This is a genomic window from Microcoleus sp. A003_D6 (assembly GCF_036702825.1).
Lineage (GTDB): Bacteria > Cyanobacteriota > Cyanobacteriia > Cyanobacteriales > Microcoleaceae > Microcoleus.
In genome coordinates, this window is the sequence record NZ_JAUBWA010000080.1 from 1 (window position 1) to 17844 (window position 17844).

20 protein-coding genes are annotated in these 17844 nt (G+C 46.9%); 7 read left to right on the forward strand and 13 right to left on the reverse strand.

Going from position 1 to position 17844, the window contains the following annotated elements; translation table 11 throughout:
* Positions 1-183: hypothetical protein (locus tag QUB70_RS20865; protein WP_332983171.1), on the reverse strand; the 183-nt coding region annotated here is incomplete at its 3' end.
* A 167-nt stretch (positions 184-350) separates the two neighbouring features.
* Positions 351-1778: an IctB family putative bicarbonate transporter gene (locus tag QUB70_RS20870; protein ID WP_332983172.1), complete on the reverse strand. Its 1428-nt coding sequence runs from the start codon at positions 1776-1778 to the stop codon at positions 351-353.
* A gap of 13 nt (positions 1779-1791) precedes the next feature.
* On the opposite strand from QUB70_RS20870, the gene QUB70_RS20875 reads away from it, so the two are divergent.
* A complete protein-coding gene (locus QUB70_RS20875; protein ID WP_332983173.1) occupies positions 1792-1917 on the forward strand; it encodes a hypothetical protein in 126 nt (41 codons plus the stop codon).
* Positions 1918-1983: 66 nt separating this feature from the next.
* Here the strand turns inward: QUB70_RS20875 and QUB70_RS20880 are convergent, their stop codons facing one another.
* From QUB70_RS20880 to QUB70_RS20910, 7 genes are all read right to left on the reverse strand, one after another.
* Complete coding sequence (locus tag QUB70_RS20880) at positions 1984-2877, reverse strand: sensor histidine kinase (RefSeq protein WP_332983174.1); 894 nt, start codon at positions 2875-2877, stop codon at positions 1984-1986.
* 178 nt (positions 2878-3055) lie between these two features.
* Entirely contained in the window at positions 3056-4501 is a 1446-nt protein-coding gene (locus QUB70_RS20885) for a 1-acyl-sn-glycerol-3-phosphate acyltransferase (RefSeq protein ID WP_332983175.1), read from the reverse strand.
* A gap of 309 nt (positions 4502-4810) precedes the next feature.
* Positions 4811-6817, reverse strand: a complete 2007-nt coding sequence (locus QUB70_RS20890) for a ribonuclease catalytic domain-containing protein (RefSeq protein WP_332983209.1) — start codon at positions 6815-6817, stop codon at positions 4811-4813.
* 308 nt (positions 6818-7125) lie between these two features.
* Complete coding sequence (gene rpsR / locus QUB70_RS20895; protein WP_006631377.1) at positions 7126-7341, reverse strand: 30S ribosomal protein S18; 216 nt, start codon at positions 7339-7341, stop codon at positions 7126-7128.
* 99 nt (positions 7342-7440) lie between these two features.
* A complete protein-coding gene (gene rpmG / locus QUB70_RS20900) occupies positions 7441-7629 on the reverse strand; it encodes a 50S ribosomal protein L33 (RefSeq protein WP_332959770.1) in 189 nt (62 codons plus the stop codon).
* 38 nt (positions 7630-7667) lie between these two features.
* Positions 7668-8201 carry an RDD family protein gene (locus tag QUB70_RS20905; protein ID WP_332983176.1) on the reverse strand — a complete coding sequence of 178 codons (534 nt, stop codon included), beginning with the start codon at positions 8199-8201 and terminating at the stop codon, positions 7668-7670.
* 234 nt (positions 8202-8435) lie between these two features.
* A complete protein-coding gene (locus QUB70_RS20910; RefSeq protein ID WP_332983178.1) occupies positions 8436-8678 on the reverse strand; it encodes a DUF7219 family protein in 243 nt (80 codons plus the stop codon).
* 361 nt (positions 8679-9039) lie between these two features.
* On the opposite strand from QUB70_RS20910, the gene QUB70_RS20915 reads away from it, so the two are divergent.
* Complete coding sequence (locus tag QUB70_RS20915; protein WP_332983179.1) at positions 9040-9918, forward strand: SGNH/GDSL hydrolase family protein; 879 nt, start codon at positions 9040-9042, stop codon at positions 9916-9918.
* Positions 9919-10156: 238 nt separating this feature from the next.
* Here the strand turns inward: QUB70_RS20915 and QUB70_RS20920 are convergent, their stop codons facing one another.
* From QUB70_RS20920 to QUB70_RS20930, 3 genes are all read right to left on the reverse strand, one after another.
* Complete coding sequence (locus QUB70_RS20920; protein ID WP_332983180.1) at positions 10157-11056, reverse strand: DUF4436 family protein; 900 nt, start codon at positions 11054-11056, stop codon at positions 10157-10159.
* Between the two features lie 149 nt (positions 11057-11205).
* On the reverse strand, positions 11206-12693 hold the full coding sequence (locus tag QUB70_RS20925; RefSeq protein ID WP_332983181.1) for a carotenoid oxygenase family protein: 1488 nt from the start codon (positions 12691-12693) through the stop codon (positions 11206-11208).
* A 144-nt stretch (positions 12694-12837) separates the two neighbouring features.
* Entirely contained in the window at positions 12838-14289 is a 1452-nt protein-coding gene (locus QUB70_RS20930) for a folate/biopterin family MFS transporter (RefSeq protein ID WP_332983183.1), read from the reverse strand.
* 148 nt (positions 14290-14437) lie between these two features.
* Here QUB70_RS20930 and QUB70_RS20935 point away from each other — a divergent pair, with 148 nt between their 5' ends.
* The 5 genes from QUB70_RS20935 (at position 14438) to QUB70_RS20955 (ending at position 17088) form a co-directional block, all read left to right on the forward strand.
* A complete protein-coding gene (locus tag QUB70_RS20935; protein WP_332983184.1) occupies positions 14438-14917 on the forward strand; it encodes a hypothetical protein in 480 nt (159 codons plus the stop codon).
* A gap of 46 nt (positions 14918-14963) precedes the next feature.
* On the forward strand, positions 14964-15452 hold the full coding sequence (locus QUB70_RS20940; protein ID WP_332983186.1) for a hypothetical protein: 489 nt from the start codon (positions 14964-14966) through the stop codon (positions 15450-15452).
* 2 nt (positions 15453-15454) lie between these two features.
* Positions 15455-15832, forward strand: coding sequence for a HEPN domain-containing protein (locus tag QUB70_RS20945; RefSeq protein ID WP_332983187.1), 378 nt, complete (start codon positions 15455-15457; stop codon positions 15830-15832).
* A 152-nt stretch (positions 15833-15984) separates the two neighbouring features.
* A complete protein-coding gene (locus tag QUB70_RS20950; protein WP_332983188.1) occupies positions 15985-16446 on the forward strand; it encodes a cupin domain-containing protein in 462 nt (153 codons plus the stop codon).
* Positions 16447-16452: 6 nt separating this feature from the next.
* A complete protein-coding gene (locus QUB70_RS20955; RefSeq protein ID WP_332983190.1) occupies positions 16453-17088 on the forward strand; it encodes a class I SAM-dependent methyltransferase in 636 nt (211 codons plus the stop codon).
* 128 nt (positions 17089-17216) lie between these two features.
* Here QUB70_RS20955 and QUB70_RS20960 read toward each other — a convergent pair whose 3' ends face one another.
* A complete protein-coding gene (locus tag QUB70_RS20960; protein ID WP_332983191.1) occupies positions 17217-17690 on the reverse strand; it encodes a hypothetical protein in 474 nt (157 codons plus the stop codon).
* Positions 17691-17844: the final 154 nt, after the last annotated feature.

A 17844-nucleotide genomic window follows, 5' to 3' on the forward strand; every position in this document is an offset into this window, starting at 1 on the left:
AAATGAAGGCGGTTGAAACCGCTGCCGACTTTTCCCCGTGTCTGAAGCCAGGGGCTTGTGTCTCGTTTTTCGGTCAACTTTGTAAAGGAAGTCAACCCTCTCCATAACTTCCTCAAAAGTAACCTCTAGTGGCTTTTCCTCTACGGCCTTAAAGACTCTATATTTTAGCGTAGTATCTGACATGACCTAGACTTTTTTGTTGAGTCTGCTCTAGGATAAAAGTCTCCTCAAGGACTCGTTTTCTCTTGGCAGGAATTAGTCTCGCTTCGCCATTGACAGCATCCCTCTTGCTCGCATCCGCACCGGGCGAGGAGAAAACCCCGCCAGCACTTCTATCTCCTCGCCCTCAATCAAAGCTGAATATTGTCGGTACGCTGCGAGTTGCTATAAAAACTAGCAATAATCGCCACCATCAACCACCAAAGCATATTAACTTCCGGCCGGTACCAAACGGTATCGAAAAAACCGTGGGCCATCATGCCGGCTAAAGTTGCGATCGCCCCAATCAACCAAAACGCCTGATGCGATTTAAGATTTGGGGATTCTTCCTGCGAGTTAGAGCTGTTAAATTGCACGTCGCGCAATCTTTTTATCTGCAACAAACCTTGATTGACGGTAACAGTCATCAGCCACAAAAAACACATTAAACCGATAAAACCGGTTTCCACCGCAATTTCCAGCAGCACGGAATAAGCGCTCAAAGCAGTGAATTTCGGCTTCATATAAAGCGGATAAACTTTATTAAATGCAGTGTTTCCCGGGCCAATTCCGAGAATTGGCCGATCGCGAATCATGTCAATCACCGCCGTCCAAACATTAATCCGAAAATTGTTGCTGCTGTCGCCGCGGCCGATAAACATACTCGAAACTCGATCGCGCAGCGGCTCCACCAAAGCCACTCCCAAAATTAACACTCCAGCCAAACCTCCCAATCCTAACGGCAGCGCCCAAGTTCGCCAGAACCGAGGCATCAAAGGGCTGTACCAGTACCAAAGCAGCACTAAAAACATCACAAGCAGAGCCACAAAACCGATCCAAGCACCCCGGCTGTCGGTGTAGCGCAAACAGGCTAAATTCACCACCAGCATCGTCAGCGCTAAAAGTTTTGTTCCCCATCCTTTCCACACGAAAAGCGCGGCGGCGCTCAATGCAATTGCCGGCAGCAAATAGGAACCGAGCAAATTTGGATTGCCCAAAAAGCTGTAAACTCGCGTGAAATCGGCTTGAGTTGAAGTCGGATCGTTCCAAGTAGCTAATGGTGGCACTTTATCAATCCACTGCCGCACGCCGTAGAAACTGACAACTAGAGCGACGTTCAAATATACGGCAATTAACCCGGAGCGCCAACGGGGCGATCGCAAGATCCGCGCCATCAGAGCAAAAAATAGCAAATACAGCGTTAGCTTGCTCCAACCCGTAAAAGCGGCGGCTTTCACCGGCGACATCGCGGTGGCGACGGTGGCGATCCCCCAGTACAGCAGTACCAGCAAGTGAATGGGTGTTAGGGCGATCGCGCGATCGTCCGAAACAGTCAGCAGCACCCAAAATGCAGCACCAGCCGCCATCAACACCCCCAGCAAGGCATTGTTCACAAACGGCCCCAAACCGAACGTCAAGGCCAGCAAAACAAAACCCAAGGGTTCTGCCCACTGCATCAGCCAGCTACTCTGCCGCCAACTGCGCGCATTGCCGATCGCCAAATTCAATAAATAACTGCCACTTTGCCACTGAGAGAGCGGCAAATTTGCCAGAGTTAACTGTTGCCAAACTGAATTCATTTCAATTTTAGATTTGTACTTAGTAATCGGGCATTGGGCATCGGGCATTGGGAATTGGGCATTGGGAATTGGGCATTGGGAAAAAGGTAATTGGGAATTGGTAATCGGTAATTGGGAATTGGTAATTGGTAATTGGTAATCGGTAATTGGGCAATTCTCCCCCTCTCCCCCTCTCCCCCTCTCCCCCTCTCCCCCTCTCCCTTCTTCATCCTTCCAACAACTCCGTAGCATTGGTGCAAGGAAGCCAGAGCACGTAGCGATATCCAGATTCCGGGGTGCCTTGAATCGAGAGTTGGCCGCCTTGAATTTCCACCAACTGGCAGCAAAGCAGCAGCCCCAAGCGTTCCCTGGCTCCGTAACCAGCTAACACCGGTGCGGTATCTGCGGCATTTTGGGCTACCAAAGCTGCCAACTCAGAAAACGCCAGCGTTAATCGCTGGGAACCCTGTGTCTGTGTCGGGAGTTGCGGTTCGACTTCGAGGGAGTCGGTTTCGGAGTTCGATCGCGAATCGCTACCCGCTCCGACCTTCAACAAGTAGTCGGAGTAGAGTTTAGCATGGGGCAAACTTTCTCCCAACCAAGGATGAAAAACCCAAACTCCGATGTTGATACCGTCTTCTTTCCGAGAAACGTGGACTCGAATCACACTGCCTGCCCCAGTAGATTGAATAATGCTAAAAATTAAGTGGTGCAGCATTTGCTGAACTTTATCCTTATCGGCCAACCAGATGCGCGGCCCGGGCCCCATCGACAAATTAATTTCTTGCTCTCGTCTACTTGCCGCCGGCGACAGGATTGTCACAACCTGCTGGCACAAAGTTTCTATATCGATTGCGGTTCGCTTCAAGGTGAAAGCGGAATCATCTAGTTCTGCCAGTTCCAAAATTTCTTCAACTAGCGATCGCAAAGACCGGCTGCTGTCTTGGATTACGTCGATATATTCTTTTTGCTTGCTCGTTAAGGGGCCGTAAATTTCTTGGCTCAACACGCTTGCCATGCCGATGACAGAAGTGAGCGGGGTGAGCAATTCCTGCGCTAAATAATTTAGCAGTTTTACCTTAATTGAGTTAGTAGACAAATCGATAGGTTTGTTAGTCATCGGTAATTTTTATTGGTTCATTGTCGAGCTAGACTTGGCGGTTCATTAGAGCTATTCCAAAAGTCTATAACAATCTGTTTACAATTCACCACAGAAAAACGTATGGAATAAAAATATATATTCTTTCTTCCCTCGATCCTCTTCCTTCTTCCCTTGAACCTCTTGCTTATCTGACTAATTAAGATTTAATCATTGCTTCTAAAGCTGATTGCAAGTCTTGAGTGAGTTCGGCAACTGCTAACCTGCGACTGGTTTGATATCCCTCCCAGCGATCGCTCACTGATATGGGTTCGCCCACGGTCATCTGTACCCGCTGTTTGCCCAACTTCGGTCTGCCGAAAGGATTTCCCCCTTTGATGCGAGTCAGTACGTCCCACAGCAGTAAAGTTGTTTCTGCCAAACGTTCTGCTGTCAGCTTTTCTTGGACGTACCTGCCCGTGACGGAGACGAAACTTTCTACAAGTCTCATGTGCCACATCCGAAGACTTGCTTCTTCAGCGAGGCGATCGGCTAATCCTCTTTCTAAGGGACAAAGTGCTGCAATATCTTTGATATCTTCTCGATAAATATAGTCCCAGCCTGCTTGTTCCAGACGGCGGCAGCGGTCTATTAAACTGCCTTTGGGCTTTAAGTTGAAATACTCTTCTGCTACTTGTAACGCCACGTCTAAAAGTGCTTGCAACCGAGCAGTTATAAATTTTTCATTTTCCGCATCTCCTGCCGTTGCTTTGGCTATTTCTACTTCTGTGGAGTCCGATGTTTTGGGATGGAAACTTTGATGATAAAAACGGGTGTAAAACTGTTCCATTACTTCTAGTAAATGGCTGCCCAATCGAATTAGTCGCCGATATTGAAAATTGTGATTTTTGTCTTGTAAATCTGTAATTTCCGTGGATAAGTTGGCTTTATGGCTACTATCTAATGGTGGCAATCCGCAATCTATTTCTAATTGAGTTAAAAGTTTTTCTAGGGGTTGCCAAGGTGGATCGACATAGCGGTATTGAATGCCGATCGGCACAATTAACACTTTTTCAGTTCTTTCTGCTTTGTGCAAATCTTCAACGCACCAGAAGCCCATTTGAGCAATACCCGGTTCGAGGGGGCTAACTATTTCATTGTGACCGTTGGTGCCGCCTTCTGGGGCGGCGGCGATCGGGAATTGGCTGTTGGCAAATAAATCGCGGGCCGATCGCAATCCGGCGCGATCAATTTTACCGCGAACGATCGGAGTGCCGCCGAGGCTCGAATACAGCCAGCCTACGCCTGCACCAGCCCACAGGGGAATGCCGCGATCGTAAATAAAGTGCGAATGTACGGGGAATTGCAGGGGAATGCCTTTTTGCCGCGCAGCTTGCGGAACCAGTTTCCAAACCAATTGTCCCAAACAGTAGGGATCGTCTGAGTTGGGGTGGCGGAAGGCTAGTAAGAAGCGAATTTTCTGATTTTGAAATTGGTGGAATAGTTCGGCGAGGGTTTCGACGTTTTCGGCTTGAATGTGGCTGATACTCGTCTTAAATCGCAGCCACCCAGGGAGTATTTGCTGACAGCCAAGCATGACTAGCGGGTTGTAGGCTGGGGGGATGAATTCCAGCGGCGGCTGAACTTGGCTAATTGAATTGGGCATTTTGTGATTTTAGATTTTAGATTTTAGTTAAGACGGCGGTTGAAACCGCCCCTACAGAAACAAAACCCGCCTGCGCGGGTTGAAGCGTGGACTCCCTAAATTCCTGAGATTCCTAATCCAAGCATAAGCTGTTGCAACATTTAAATTATGTCTCAAGAATTAATCAAATTCTTGTGGGACGATGCTTTGAGCAGCGTCCCGAATGTGTAATTTAAATGCAGTACAGCTTATTCGTTTCTACCCACCAGCGCATAACTCCTGTCACTAAGATTTTGGCAATCCACAATCTAAAATCTAAAATCTAAAATCCTATTGTGCGGCTTCAAATATCATTTCCTGGAAGTTAATCACGTCCGATCGCGGATCGCAGTGGGTGACTTTGACTTCTAGCCGATCGCCTATTGCGACCGATCGACCAAATCGCATTGCCAATTCTAAACCCAAATCTTCCAATAAAATCAATCCGAGATTGCTATCTTCCCTCAGCCAGCGCAGCATTAAAGCTTCCCAAACTTCATCGGGGTTGCGCCGCAAATATTCCAATCCCCAATAGCGGTTAGTTTGGCGTTCGACGGTGGATGCTTCTTTAACTGCGGTGCCGAGACACATCACAATATCCTGTATTTCTTGGGCCGCAAAAGGCAGAGGTTCGCCCCGCAGGTGGGCTTTGATTTGGAAGTGAGTCAGCAAGTCGGTATAGCGGCGGATCGGGGAAGTAACTTGAGTGTACAATTCCAAACCTAAACCGGCGTGGCGTCCGGGAGTCAGACCCATTTCGCTGCGGGGCATACAGCGGCGCACGGCGCAAGCGCGGGCGGGACCTGCGGGCACGGCCAGCAGTTCTTCCTCTGGGGGGAGTTCGGGCTGGGGCTGATAGCGGTAGGGTATGGGCAGGCTGTGAGCTTGACCGTAGCGGGCGGCTAGTTCCCCTGCTAAAATCATCATTTCGGCTACTAGCAGTCGGGCTGTGGAGTCATCGATGACGTGGATTTTGATGTCGTCGCCCTTGACTTTGATGACGGATTCGGGCATGAAAATGCTGATTGCGCCTTGGGCTTCCCGCCATTTTTGCCGCAGTTTTGCAGCAGAGGCGATCGCGCCTATTTCCGGTTCTGCTTCGATTCCCAACTCCAGCATTTCGTCTACGTCATCGTAGGTTAAGCGGTAGGTGGGTTTTATTGTGCTGATGTGGATGCTGTAATCTTGAGCCGCGCCGGTTTCGTCTAAGGTGACGCTGAAGCTGAGGGCGCTGCACTCTTTGCCTTGAATTAAACTCATCGGCCCGGTTGCCAAAGCTGGGGGAAACATGGAAATCATTCCCGTGGGCAGGTAAACCGTAGTGGTGCGCTTTCTGGCTTCGAGGTCGAGTTCGTCTCCGGGGGAAAGCAAGCGGGTGGGATCTGCTATGTGTATCCACAGGCGCTGCTGGCCGTTTTCGAGGAATTCTAAGCTGAGTCCGTCGTCGATTTCGGTGGTGCTTTCGTCGTCGATCGTGTAAACCTTGAGGTGAGTTAAATCGAGACGATTTGTGTCGGAGTCGGTTGGGGGATTTTCTAGGCAGCGTTGGGCCACTTCTAATACCTTTGCGGAGAATTGTAGGGGAATTTGGCTGCGCCGCAAAAACAGGTTTTCGTGGGTACTCCAGAGACCGAGCTCGACTAGGAGGCCAAATGCTGCTTCGGGGTTTTCGGATCGTTGTAAGCTGGCTAAAGTTTCTAAGGCCGGGGTGCGGTGCGTTGCTTCTTCTCCCAGGAGGGCAAAGCGTTCTAGGGCGTCGAGGCGAGTTCGATCGCTGTGTTCCCAATCTACATTTTTTCCTGCCAGCCGCTGTTTGACTCGATCCCAAAATCCTTGCGATTCTTGGTGTCGCTGCTGTTCTACTTCTTGCTGGTGTTTGATTTCGGCTACTTGGGCTGCCGATCGCGGTTCGTAGCGATCGCCCTTTTGTTTGAAATACAGTTTGTCTGTTGATAGCAAACAGTAAGCCGCGTAACACTGGGCCGCACTGCGATCGGAAAATAGCAGCATTGCCAGGGATTCCGGATCTGCTGTTTCTCCGTCGCCGACTAAAAGTTCCCAAGCGACTTCCAAACTCGACGGATCTGAGTATGCTTCTACTTCTTTGAGAAATTTGGGAATGTCGGAGGCTTTGTAAGTTTCTCCGACTACTTCGTAGGTGATTTGTTTGGGCGGTATGCTGTGCGGTTGACCGTTTTCGTCTACCACGACCCAGTTTTTCTTGCCGTCGGGGCGATCGGCAACTGCCAGACGGCGGTCGCCGTGCACTCTAAATTCTACTAACGTTCCCTTCTCCACTTGCCAGTTGTATATTTGAGATTTTGGATTTTTACACTTGCTATTTTTCTGGTTTCGATGGGGAAATTTTAGATTTTGGATTTTTACATTTTTTACATCAATTGTTAAAACTAACATCTAAAAAGTTGCGCTTTTTGTACTTTAATTTCTAACTCTTGATATTTTGATTAAGACTTACGCAGCAGCGACTAAATACCAAATATTGCGCTCTATTAGCCACCCTCGCTTGCGATAAAAAGACGTTGTTTTCGCGTAAGTCCTATTCCAGTCCAAAATCTAAAATCTAAAATCTAAAATCCAAAATCCAGTTAACCTTCTTGGTTTACGAAGGGCATCAAAGCTACAATTCTTGCTCTTTTGATGCTTCTGGTCAGGTCTCGCTGCTGTTTTGCCGTCAAACCGGTAATCCGGCGGGGCAAAATTTTACCGCGTTCTGTGACGTATTTTTTGAGCAAATCGACATCTTTGTAGTCGATCGGGTCTCCTGGTTTGATTGGCGAAACGCGCCGGCGAAAGTAAGTCATGGTTCTTTGTTTGTTGACTGTTGACTGTTGACTGTTGACTGTTGACTGTTGACTGTTGAAATAACAACTGACAACTGACTACTGACTACTGACCACTGACTACTTGATCTCTTTGTGGGCAGTGTGCCTGTTGCAATGGGGGCAGAACTTTTTGAGTTCCAGCCGCGCCGTCGTGTTGCGACGGTTCTTGGTGGTGGTGTACCGAGACACGCCTTTGGAGCGTTTGCTCGCGTTTGTTCGGCACTCAGTACACTCTAGAGTAATTATGATGCGGACGCCTTTAGCCATAATTCTAAATAAATTTCGACTAATTTAAACACAATTTATTATCTTCTCACATTGCTCTGCACTTGGTCAAGCAATCTTCTAACTTTGATGTCGAGGGAGTAGCCGCGGCGGGTTCCGACGACGATCGTCCTGCCGATGCGATCGTGGAAAGCTTGGGGAAACCTTTCGGCGGAGGTGAGGGCAACGCTACAGTCGATCGCCAGGGGCAGCATCAGCAGCAAGACGGCGGCGTTGGTAGATGTGAGCCCACCTATACCTGCGAAGGCTAAGGCGGCGCAAAAGCCCAGCAAGGCCTCGCGCTTGCACAGTTCTTGCACTCCGGGAATCCGTTGGAATCTGGTATCGGCAATTTTCATGTCCAAGGCCCAGCGCCCGAGACTTTGACCTTGATTTTTCCTGACGATGGCTACGCGCATTATCAGCCACAGCAGGACAAAAAATATGGTTTGGACGATCGCATTATTGCCCAGAAGCAAACTGGGCAGCCAAACTGCGATTCCGTCGATGCAGAGGGCCGCGGCGCGGCGGCCGACGGATACTTTGGGAAGGAGAGGAACTAGGTCGGAACTCATAGGCAAAAAGGTCGATCGCCACTAGCTACTTTTTCATATTAAGCTCTCGATTAATCGATCGGCATCAATGGTGCGTAAACTCACATCTTGCACTATTCTCGCTGAACAGGCAAGATGCCTGTTCCACAAGAAAATCTACTCTTTGTGGAACAGGCATCTTGCCTGTTCAAAAAAGGATTATTGACAATGGTGCAATATCTCAGTAAACCAACTTCCCAGCCAACCGCTAATTATTCAAGCTGAAAATGGATTTTCGCCAATTCCCAACTGCTTTTTCGACTTTTCCACCTGTTCCCACAGTGTTTGGATCTGAGTAAATGCCTGTTCCACAGAGATTTTACCGTTAGATGTCAAGGAACTGATGTAACCCACCCGCTGAGAAAACTCTTGTAAATTCGCATTAAATACCAAATTCTCTGGCTTTATTTCACCGTAATAGCGATTTTGAGGATATAAAAAATTTGAATTTGCTACCATTGCTTTAACCTCGCATGAAAACTTGTTTCCTGAACTAATCAATAATATTATAAACGGCGATTTCCTGCTAAAGTTGTGCTGTAAGTAGCAGAAATCGTGTGACATTGGGCGAACTTTTTTGTGATGACAATTACACATAGAGATGATATTGGCACAAATCTCAGTAATTTTACGTGTACAACTTACGCAGCCAGGGTCAATAACCAGGTTTCAGCCTTAAGGCTTATAACTTCGGGTTTGGTGTCCAAACAAGGTTTTTGTTAGCCGAGGACTGAGTTATTGAAATAACTGACAAAAAAACCAAAAATGGATAATATTATTGCAGACATAAATAGTTAGACTTTTAGTAAAAAACCGCAGAATGTCTCCAAATGCGCGTGAAGCGAAGCTATCCCGTAGGGAATCCCCCCGTCCCAAACCCCGGCTGAGGCAAGTGTTAATCAGACTTGCCATCGCCGTAATTGCTGCTGTTATCACCTTCAACATTCCTCACTCCTTAATTCCCGTGTTTAAAGAATCCGTATCCGAAGCAACGCCACCGCCAGAAATCCAAAACCTGCTGGCGGGCCGACGCAAAATTGTGACAGTGGGCGACAGCATCACCGAGGCCGGGAAATACCCCGGAGGTTACGTTTGGTTGCTGCAACGCTATCTGAATGCCCTTTATCCCGATCGCAAAATTGAAATCGTCAACGCCGGAATCTCCGGTAACAAGGCGACTGATATGCAAGCGCGCTTCCAGAAAGATGCGATCGACCAAAAGCCAGATTTAGTGATGATTAATGTCGGAGTCAACGACGTTTGGCACGCTTTCTTCGACTTCCAAAACCTGCGGTTTTATCCGCAAGGCCAGTTGCCCACCGGAGTGCCACTGGCACAATATCGGGAGAAAATAACTCAAATGGTGCTGGCGGCCAAAGCCGTAGGAATTCGGGTTGTACTGCTTTCTCCTACTCCTATCGGCGAAATTCTCGACTGCCCAGAAAATCGCAGGTTGCAAGAGTATATTGTCGCGATGCGAGAAATTGCGTTGCAGAATCAGTGCTTGTTTATCGATTTGAATGCACCTTTTCGGGAAGTTATCGGCACGTATCAAAAGCACGCGGGTAAAACTCTGAATTTGTTAGCGGCAGATGGAGTTCACCCGAATCCATCGGGCTATCGAATTATGGCTTTTACTATTTTGCGAGGTTTGGGCGTACCCGCAAAGGATATTGAGAATTTGGAAGTCAAAAATTGAATTTAGTTAATTGTTGAATGTTGACTGTTGACTGTTATTTGAAAGTATCCAGGGTCAATACTCCGGACAGTTTTTGAGACCGAGGCTGAAACCCTCATTCTACCGTTAGCATTTGACCTCACTGAGAAGGCTGAAACCCGCATTCTGCCGTTAGTGATTGAAAACTGTCCGGACTATTGCAGGGTAAAAGCCCCCTGATTTATCTCTGGGCTAAATTCTTCAAATCTCAAATCTCAAATCATTCAATTGGCGGATGATACCGCTTCAACCAACAACTACCGATAATAACCAACGCCACCACAACAATAATTTCCGTCCAAAAAAACGAAAGAAAATCGCTTGCAGTTCCCACAGGTGGTACCCCCGGTTGGGCGTTGCGAATTGCGGGAAAAGCAAACAGCATCACACCAGTCCAACTCAGCATTCCCACTTCCGGCAACTTGCCCGATTTCATCACTTTTAATGCTAGCAAAAGCGCCATAATTGACAGCACCCACATAATCACAATAATCACTAAAGCAAAGAATTTCACCGGAATTGAGCGAGTTGCAGCAACATCGATATAAATAAAGATAGATGAATTCTCTTCCATCGGTTGATAACTGATGTCAAAACCGGGAACATCGGCATGGAACTTAAATTCCAGCGGCACGGGATTGAGTTCAAACGGAGCAAATTTTTTGCCAATCGAAGCCAGCGGATCGATCGAAATAGCTACTTTAGCAATGTGCTTGTCAAATGGATAGTTGTTAATTTTACCCTTGACTAAGTTAAACTTCAATGCAGGGACAATCATCGGTTTGCCTTCTTTAAAATTGATTTCCGAATTCTCTACATTTGCGCCGTTAACTGTCATTAACAAATCTTGAGCTGGGTAAGTTGGCCCTTTTTTATAGATACCTTTGAGTTCAAACTGCAACCGGGATTCTAATTCATTTTTAATGGGATCGACTCCAATTACAGTCATTTTGACCTCAACCAAGCCTTTGGGGGCTAGAGCGGTATCGGGAGACGGTCTATAAGGCTCTTGGGCATTAGCATTGTGAGAATAAATAGATAAGATAATTGCAAAAATTACGGCGAGGCTGCAAATTAAAATAAGTATTTTTTTGAGATTAAATTTGTTGACAGTTTGCATTTACTATGGATATTAGATACAGCAGGAGCCAGGAGTAAGGAGTCAGTTTTAACTTATATTTTGCACCATTTTTATGAACAGGCAAGATGCCTGTTCCACAATAATAATTATGTTTTGTGGGGTGGACATTCGGCCCGCCCCTCAAAAGATTAAGGAAGCAGTACATTTGGTGTGAAACTGCCGTGCAAACCGTAGGGAATGTGCTGTTTTAAATGCAGTCGCGCTACGGGCCCTTTGGTGATGTCGCGAGCATCGAGAATCGCTAAGGTCGATCGATGATTAGCTGCATCATACATTAAAACGAGCAGCCAGCCGTCATCCTCAGCAACAGCATCGGGACGGGTAACAAACACCGGTTCCCCGACAAAACCGCGCGGCGCCGCACTCCAAATTTGCCTTTCACCAGTCACGAAATCTATTTTGAGGATAGCTTGCAAAGGAGCATTCCCCGTGGGAGAATCAGCAGCGCCGATGTAAAGATATCGGTAAGGTTGTCCGACATTATTGGGATGCAAGGTTGGAAACTCGCAACACCGAGTTTCAATTACTTGATGCTGCACGGTTTTCTCTTGCAAATTTAACTTAAACCGCCACAATTCTCCCGCTGGAACGCTATCAAAATCAATCTCGCGAAAATCGGCATCCGCGTCTACAGTTGGAAATGAGTCGTAGCAAACTGAATCTACAAAAACTTCGCCTTCTTCTTCCCAGGCGTTGCAGTGGTGGAAGACAAAACAAGGTTCGGTTTCTAATATCTTTACCTCGTCAGTGCCGTTGCGGGGAATTAAAATTGCTTGCGTTGGCTTGTTTGGCGAAAATTGAATGCACTGCGCTGCACTCCGCAATCCTAACAAGAAAAGCAGCGGATTGAAGCTGACGGGATTTTGGAAGAATATGCAGTAATTCGGGGTAATTACCATGTCGTGAAGGAAGGCAAAACCCGGTATTGCATGGGCGTGACGCTGCAAAAGTTTGCCGCTTTCGTCGAGTTCGTAAATCGTGATGGTACTCGACAAACCGGGCTTGACGGAAAAGTTTACTAATCTGTCTGCTTTGCCATTTTTCCCTTTTTCAATTCTGGGGTGGGCGGCGAAGGCTTCACCGGGTTCCAAGATGCCGTCTAGAGTATCTAAGCCGAGTGTTTCTAGGGTGCGGGGGTCGAGTCTGTAGGGCTGTGCTGCTTCCCATAGTGCTAGCAGTTTGTCGCCCCAATAAATGATGTTGGTGTTGGCAATGTTTTTGATTTTGACATCAAAGATGTTGGCTAACCAGCCGCCCGCTTTCTGTGTGCCGAAAACGCCTCGGTGCAGGATTTGTCCGGCTTTTTGTTCGGCGAGATAGCCTTCGGTGCGGACGAATCGGTTGCGGAAATGGGCGCGGCCTTGGGAAATTGCGATCGCACAAATCATCCCGTCGCCGTCAAAGGGGTGGTGGATGCGCTGGCCGTTGACATCCAATAATCCGGGCCCGTTGCGAAAGAATGTGCCTTGCAAGCCGGCGGGGATTTCGCCTTCTATGCCGTCAATCCAGTAGTCGGATTCGTTGGGTTGGGATTCGTAGCCGCGCTGCCAGTCTGTGCGATCGTATGATAAGGTTTTGGCGGCTGTTTTAACTTGGGAATTTTTTAACTTTTGCATTGGTAGAATAAGATTTTATTGGTTTAACCGCAGAGAACGCAGAGGGCGCAGAGAGGGTGAAAGTGGGAGAGTCGGAAAATTGGAAAACACAGTTAAATTCATCCGTTACATCCCTTACACTGCTTCGTTGCCGAACATCCTTCTTTAGCTATCTGCGGTGCGGGTTTCGGGAATTGATGTCGGTACTAAGTCGGGAAAGTATTCGGGCATGAAATGCTGTCCGCCTGCTTTGGAACTGCCCAGTTCGGGTTCTAATACGGGGAGAGACTTTTGAGAGTTTGGATCGGCGCTTTCTGTACTCTCGGCGGGCAGCCAATTTAAGAACGGTAGGGGCAGAAGTGTGGACAGGTTTGTGATGATGACTAGCAGCCAGAGGTTGTCGAAATTGCGATCGGTAATTCCTAAAAAGTGGGTTAAAAGTGCACCGCCTTCGTGGGACAAAAGTCCTGCTAAATTTGTGATTGACATCAGCAGCGCAAATAAAGTTGCTTCGACGCCGGGGGGACACAAGCGGGCGGAGAGTACCAGCACCGGCATATAAGCAATTTGTCCGATTACTGTCAGGATCAGGCTGTCTCCGATGCTGAACCATCGATCGTCAATTCCTAAAGCTCGGTTGGCATGAGTTACTAATAATAAAGTAGTCATGCCCAAAGCAGTCGCAATGACCGTTGACCAGCCAAAAATTACTCGAAATGGAACTGTTTTGAGGAAGCGCTGAAACAGCCAGACGCCGGCGAGGGCGGCAATGCTGGTAACGAGGCGCACTCGGCCGAGGAATTCTGGTTGAAAGCCTAATTCGTTGGTGGTGAAAAAGAAGAAGGCGGAGTCTGAGCTTGGGGTGGCTTGCAAGAGGAAGAGAAAGGCGGTGGGCAGCCAAATTGTTTTTTGGGTAACAGCTTGCCGCAGTTGTTTTAGTTGGTTTTTGACAGTTTCAAAGTCTGTTCTTTTGTTTGTTTTTTCTTCCGCAATTAACCAAGCTGTTGCTGATACAATTAGCGGGAAAGATGCGGTGATTAAAAAGATAGTCTGGGTGCTGAAGTGTTGCAGCAGGGAACCGCTGAGGTAGGCGGTAATTAGTCCCCCGAGGGCTGAAGCACCCCAAGACAAGGATTGCAGGGAACCGGCGTCGGTAACGGATTCTTTTCTGGCCCTTTCGACTACCAGGGAGTCGGCGATTACGTCGCTGACGGCGAGGGAGAGGGAACTCAGGGCGATCGCCCCTGTAGCGGCTAGCGGTGTGTGTACAATTGTTGCAAGGCTCACCCATGCTGACATTCCCAGCAGCCCGGAGAGGACGATGTAAGGGCGTCTGCGATAGCCGAATATCGGCAAGCCGTCGGACATGAAGCCGAACACGGGTTTGATAATCCAAGGCAGGGCGACTACGCCCAGCATTGCTGAGACTTCGGCGGGACTCATGCCGAGTTCGTCTTTGAGAAAGAAGCTGACTGCTAAGCGGGCTAGTCCGAGAATGCCTTGGACGAAGTAAATCAGTAAGATGGCTATGAGTTCGGGGGTTGGCTCATTCCCAAAGAATACTTTTTCTTTGAAAGATTCTTTGAGTTTGCTGGCGCCAGAGGGGGAAAGGAGCATTTGAGCAATATTTCTTAATGAATCTCAATATTTATAACACACTCTTTAGTGGATGGGGGAACTGTCGGAGGTGGGAGGCCAGAGTGACGGGGAGCTGGCAGGTACTATAAAATTGTGATGAGATCGAATTAAAGGATTGTCGGTAGCAATGAAAGCAGAAATTAGAATTGTCTTTCTCGCAGCGGCTCGGATTTTAGGAATGGGGGTTAATTTAGCTTCAGCAATACCTGTTGCTAATCAGCAAGGTGATTATCCGGTGCCGCCTGCGAGACAGCGGGGCAACAGGCAGGTAAATTGGTTGGTTGTTGACTCCGATCCTAAAGGGTTAAATTGCCGGATGGCTCAGAGATTTCGCTCAATTTATGTAGATGGTTTGAATGCGCCTGCTGAGTTGTTTGAAAGAAATAAACACAAGGTTTCGCAGTGGCCTGTGGTGACTGTTTTTCGGCGGGGACAGCGCTTCCAAGCGGTGACGGAAAATAATGCTAATCAAATTATGATTTCTGACAATCAAGGCAAGGGTTTGCTGCCTGTTTCCACGCAAAAAGGCAATGGTTTTGTACGGGGTAACAGCCGTTTTATTAAACCGATTCGGGAAAATCCTACTACTTTGAAACCTTTAGAATAAGGCAGAATGGAAACAGGAAAAACAAACGTTAGATTATACAACTTATATGCAAACCGCGAGCAATTCTCAAACCCTGACAATCCAACTGTCTCCTGAAGACAGCGAAAGGCTTTTAGCAGAAGCGAAACGTCGTCAACTTGATGCCCACAGCCTAGCTGAGATACTGCTGCATGAAAGCTTAACTGAGCTAAAGCCTGTTGCTGGTGCCGATATTGAATCTCTGGAAAAATTGTACAGCTTCCGGGGAAAAACAGAAATATTACAGTTTCTGGAAAAACATCATTTTTTGATGCCCGTATTGCTGGAAGCACCAGACAAAATTTTCAATTACTTCCCCGGTAAAAAGTTGTGCCTTGAAGTTGAGGCAGGCTCTGAATTTATTAACTCCGCGCAGCTATTTCTGGATATTATTATTGATGGTGATGCCGATGAAATCATAGACGAGGCACTTGACAAAGAAGAAAAATTGTCAGAGGATTGGTATTTAACTCTGCCGTATGAGGTGCGGAGATTTTTTAGTTGTGGCGTGCGCTAATAATGACTTTTGACTGGTCGCAGTACCTGAATCTAGCCAAAGAATTTCTCGGTCAACCGACTCCTCCTGCAAATCAAGAAGCAAAAATGCGATCGGCTATTAGTCGGGCATATTATGCAGCTTTTATCAGTGCTAGAAATTACTTGCAGGAAACAGAAGGGCATTCTATTCCGAAAACGGCAGATGCTCACAAGTATGTTGTGCAGCAGTTCAAACAGAGTTCTGAGGCCGCTCGTCAAAATATAGGCAGGAACTTGGAAAAGTTGAGAAGGGAGCGAAACGAAGCAGATTATAACAATAGTGTACCCGAACTGTTCAAGATTAGCAAAATAGCGGTCAAGCGAGCGCAGCGGGTAATCTCTCAGTTAAGCAACCTATAAACAGTAAACTTTTAAGACTGATCGAGTCACTGTTCCGACAATTATTTTCTTAATTTCAGCGGGTGGGAAATTGGGATTAGCCTACTTCGTTTACCCTCTAAAATTGATAGGTAATGTGGGCAAGATGTTCTTGTTTTATTTAGGACTGTTTTATGATTATCGATCCTGAAAATGTGCCGGAAATTACGGGTTCCAAGTACCCTCAGCAATTCCAATTTGCTGTGGCGGGGAGAGTTAAAAAACGGTTGGGCGATGCTGCCGGATTGCAGAATTTTGGGGTAAATTTGGTGAGACTTGCACCGGGAAGTTGTTCTGCTCTGCGGCACTGGCATACCCGTCAAGATGAGTTAATCTATGTTCTGGAAGGGGAAGTTACTCTGATTGCAAATTCGGGAGAGCAAGTGCTTAAACCGGGTATGGCAGCGGGTTTTCCGGCGGGGGATGCTGACGGGCATCATTTAGTCAACCGCTCGAATGCTGATGTTGTTTATCTGGAAATTGGCGATCGCACTTCTGGTGATTCAGCCAATTATCCCGATGACGATTTAGTTGCCAAAGCTAGCGACAATGGTTGGATTTTTACGCACAAAAACGGCGAAATTTATGAAGACTAAAAAATTATGAGTCAAGTCAATCTTTGGACTTCGGCGGAACACGCTTTGTGGTATCTTGCTAAAGCTGATGGAATTCCTCACCGCACAGAAGGTGAAGCGGTTTTATTGGAGGAAGTGCCGAAAACTGTTAAGCGAATTCTGGATGTGGGTACGGGAGACGGGCGGTTGCTGGGTCTGCTTAAGTGCGATCGACCAAATGTTGAATGTGTGGCGATCGACTTTTCGCCGACAATGCTGGAAAAAGCCAGAATTCGCTTTGCTGATGACCAGAATGTCACGGTAATCGAGCACAATTTTGATGAATCGCTACCGGATTTGGGCAAGTTTGATGCGGTTGTTTCTAGTTTTGCGATTCATCATGTAGCAGACGATCGCAAACGTTCGCTTTACACCGAGATTTTCGAGCTTTTGGAACCAGGAGGCATTTTTTGCAACTTGGAACACGTAGCGTCGCCAACTCCGGCTTTACATGATAAATTTCGAGAGGCGCTGGGTATTAGCGATTCACCCGACGATCCGTCTAATAAATTGCTCGATATGGAAACGCAACTGCGCTGGTTTAGAGAAATTGGTTTTGGTGAGGTAGACTGTTATTGGAAGTGGCGGGAACTCGCTTTATTAGTTGGGGTGAAACCTGTTTAGCTGCGGGGAAGGACTGCATTGTCGTGTCCTTTTGAAATTGGAAATAGTCACAATTAGTAAGGTGCGTCAAATTTTTAAACCCTCAATAATCGTTCTAGAAATTCACCTGACGCACCCTACAGCCCCAGTTATAGGGCTGTTTTAAGAGTTATTAACCAAACGATCGAATTAACAATAAACAAAAAGGTATAAAAAATATAGATTGATGGAGCGCACATAGCTCTCCATAAAGAAGGCATTTTAAGTGTTTTTAACCAACCGAGCGGGTAAATGAGGCCTTCCGGTATAGAACGGGTATTAAAAGTTTCATCTAAGGCGCTTTCATTATTCAAGAATTGGGTAACTGCATTGAGTCTTTGCATATAATAAAATTGCACCTTCCAGTAGGTAGCTTCTAAAAACCAGAAACCAAAAATTATAACGTATCCCAGTGGAACCAACCCATCTATTTTGCTTGTAAAAAACCAACCAATCAACGCTACCCAAATGGTAATTGCCGTAGTTTTTAATTGCATCAGAATTGTTGTGAAGTTAGCTATTTTTTTCTCTAGTTCCTCTGCTCCTTTTTGCAGCATTGCTAGCTGAAATTCAAATCGATCCATGTTTTATTCCGCGAACGTTTATATTAAAGTTATCCAAAAAATTATAATCTTTCTTTCTTTCTTTCTTTCTTTCTTTCTTTCGGTGTCGTTAAAAGACCTCTTGCAAAAATCCTTTTAATCAAATTCTGGAACGGGATCTCCGGCCCATTCCACA

What these genes read in the sequence shown, in the direction of transcription:
- QUB70_RS20955 (WP_332983190.1), top strand. Translation starts at nt 16,453, where the DNA reads ATGAGTCAAGTCAATCTTTGGACTTCGGCGGAACACGCTTTGTGGTAT.
- QUB70_RS20915 (WP_332983179.1), top strand. Translation starts at nt 9,040, where the DNA reads ATGTCTCCAAATGCGCGTGAAGCGAAGCTATCCCGTAGGGAATCCCCC.
- QUB70_RS20930 (WP_332983183.1), bottom strand. Translation starts at nt 14,289, where the DNA reads ATGCTCCTTTCCCCCTCTGGCGCCAGCAAACTCAAAGAATCTTTCAAA.
- QUB70_RS20945 (WP_332983187.1), top strand. Translation starts at nt 15,455, where the DNA reads ATGACTTTTGACTGGTCGCAGTACCTGAATCTAGCCAAAGAATTTCTC.
- QUB70_RS20870 (WP_332983172.1), bottom strand. Translation starts at nt 1,778, where the DNA reads ATGAATTCAGTTTGGCAACAGTTAACTCTGGCAAATTTGCCGCTCTCT.
- rpsR (WP_006631377.1), bottom strand. Translation starts at nt 7,341, where the DNA reads ATGACTTACTTTCGCCGGCGCGTTTCGCCAATCAAACCAGGAGACCCG.
- QUB70_RS20925 (WP_332983181.1), bottom strand. Translation starts at nt 12,693, where the DNA reads ATGCAAAAGTTAAAAAATTCCCAAGTTAAAACAGCCGCCAAAACCTTA.
- QUB70_RS20940 (WP_332983186.1), top strand. Translation starts at nt 14,964, where the DNA reads ATGCAAACCGCGAGCAATTCTCAAACCCTGACAATCCAACTGTCTCCT.
- QUB70_RS20920 (WP_332983180.1), bottom strand. Translation starts at nt 11,056, where the DNA reads ATGCAAACTGTCAACAAATTTAATCTCAAAAAAATACTTATTTTAATT.
- QUB70_RS20935 (WP_332983184.1), top strand. Translation starts at nt 14,438, where the DNA reads ATGAAAGCAGAAATTAGAATTGTCTTTCTCGCAGCGGCTCGGATTTTA.
- QUB70_RS20880 (WP_332983174.1), bottom strand. Translation starts at nt 2,877, where the DNA reads ATGACTAACAAACCTATCGATTTGTCTACTAACTCAATTAAGGTAAAA.
- QUB70_RS20950 (WP_332983188.1), top strand. Translation starts at nt 15,985, where the DNA reads ATGATTATCGATCCTGAAAATGTGCCGGAAATTACGGGTTCCAAGTAC.
- QUB70_RS20910 (WP_332983178.1), bottom strand. Translation starts at nt 8,678, where the DNA reads ATGGTAGCAAATTCAAATTTTTTATATCCTCAAAATCGCTATTACGGT.
- QUB70_RS20905 (WP_332983176.1), bottom strand. Translation starts at nt 8,201, where the DNA reads ATGAGTTCCGACCTAGTTCCTCTCCTTCCCAAAGTATCCGTCGGCCGC.
- QUB70_RS20960 (WP_332983191.1), bottom strand. Translation starts at nt 17,690, where the DNA reads ATGGATCGATTTGAATTTCAGCTAGCAATGCTGCAAAAAGGAGCAGAG.
- rpmG (WP_332959770.1), bottom strand. Translation starts at nt 7,629, where the DNA reads ATGGCTAAAGGCGTCCGCATCATAATTACTCTAGAGTGTACTGAGTGC.
- QUB70_RS20885 (WP_332983175.1), bottom strand. Translation starts at nt 4,501, where the DNA reads ATGCCCAATTCAATTAGCCAAGTTCAGCCGCCGCTGGAATTCATCCCC.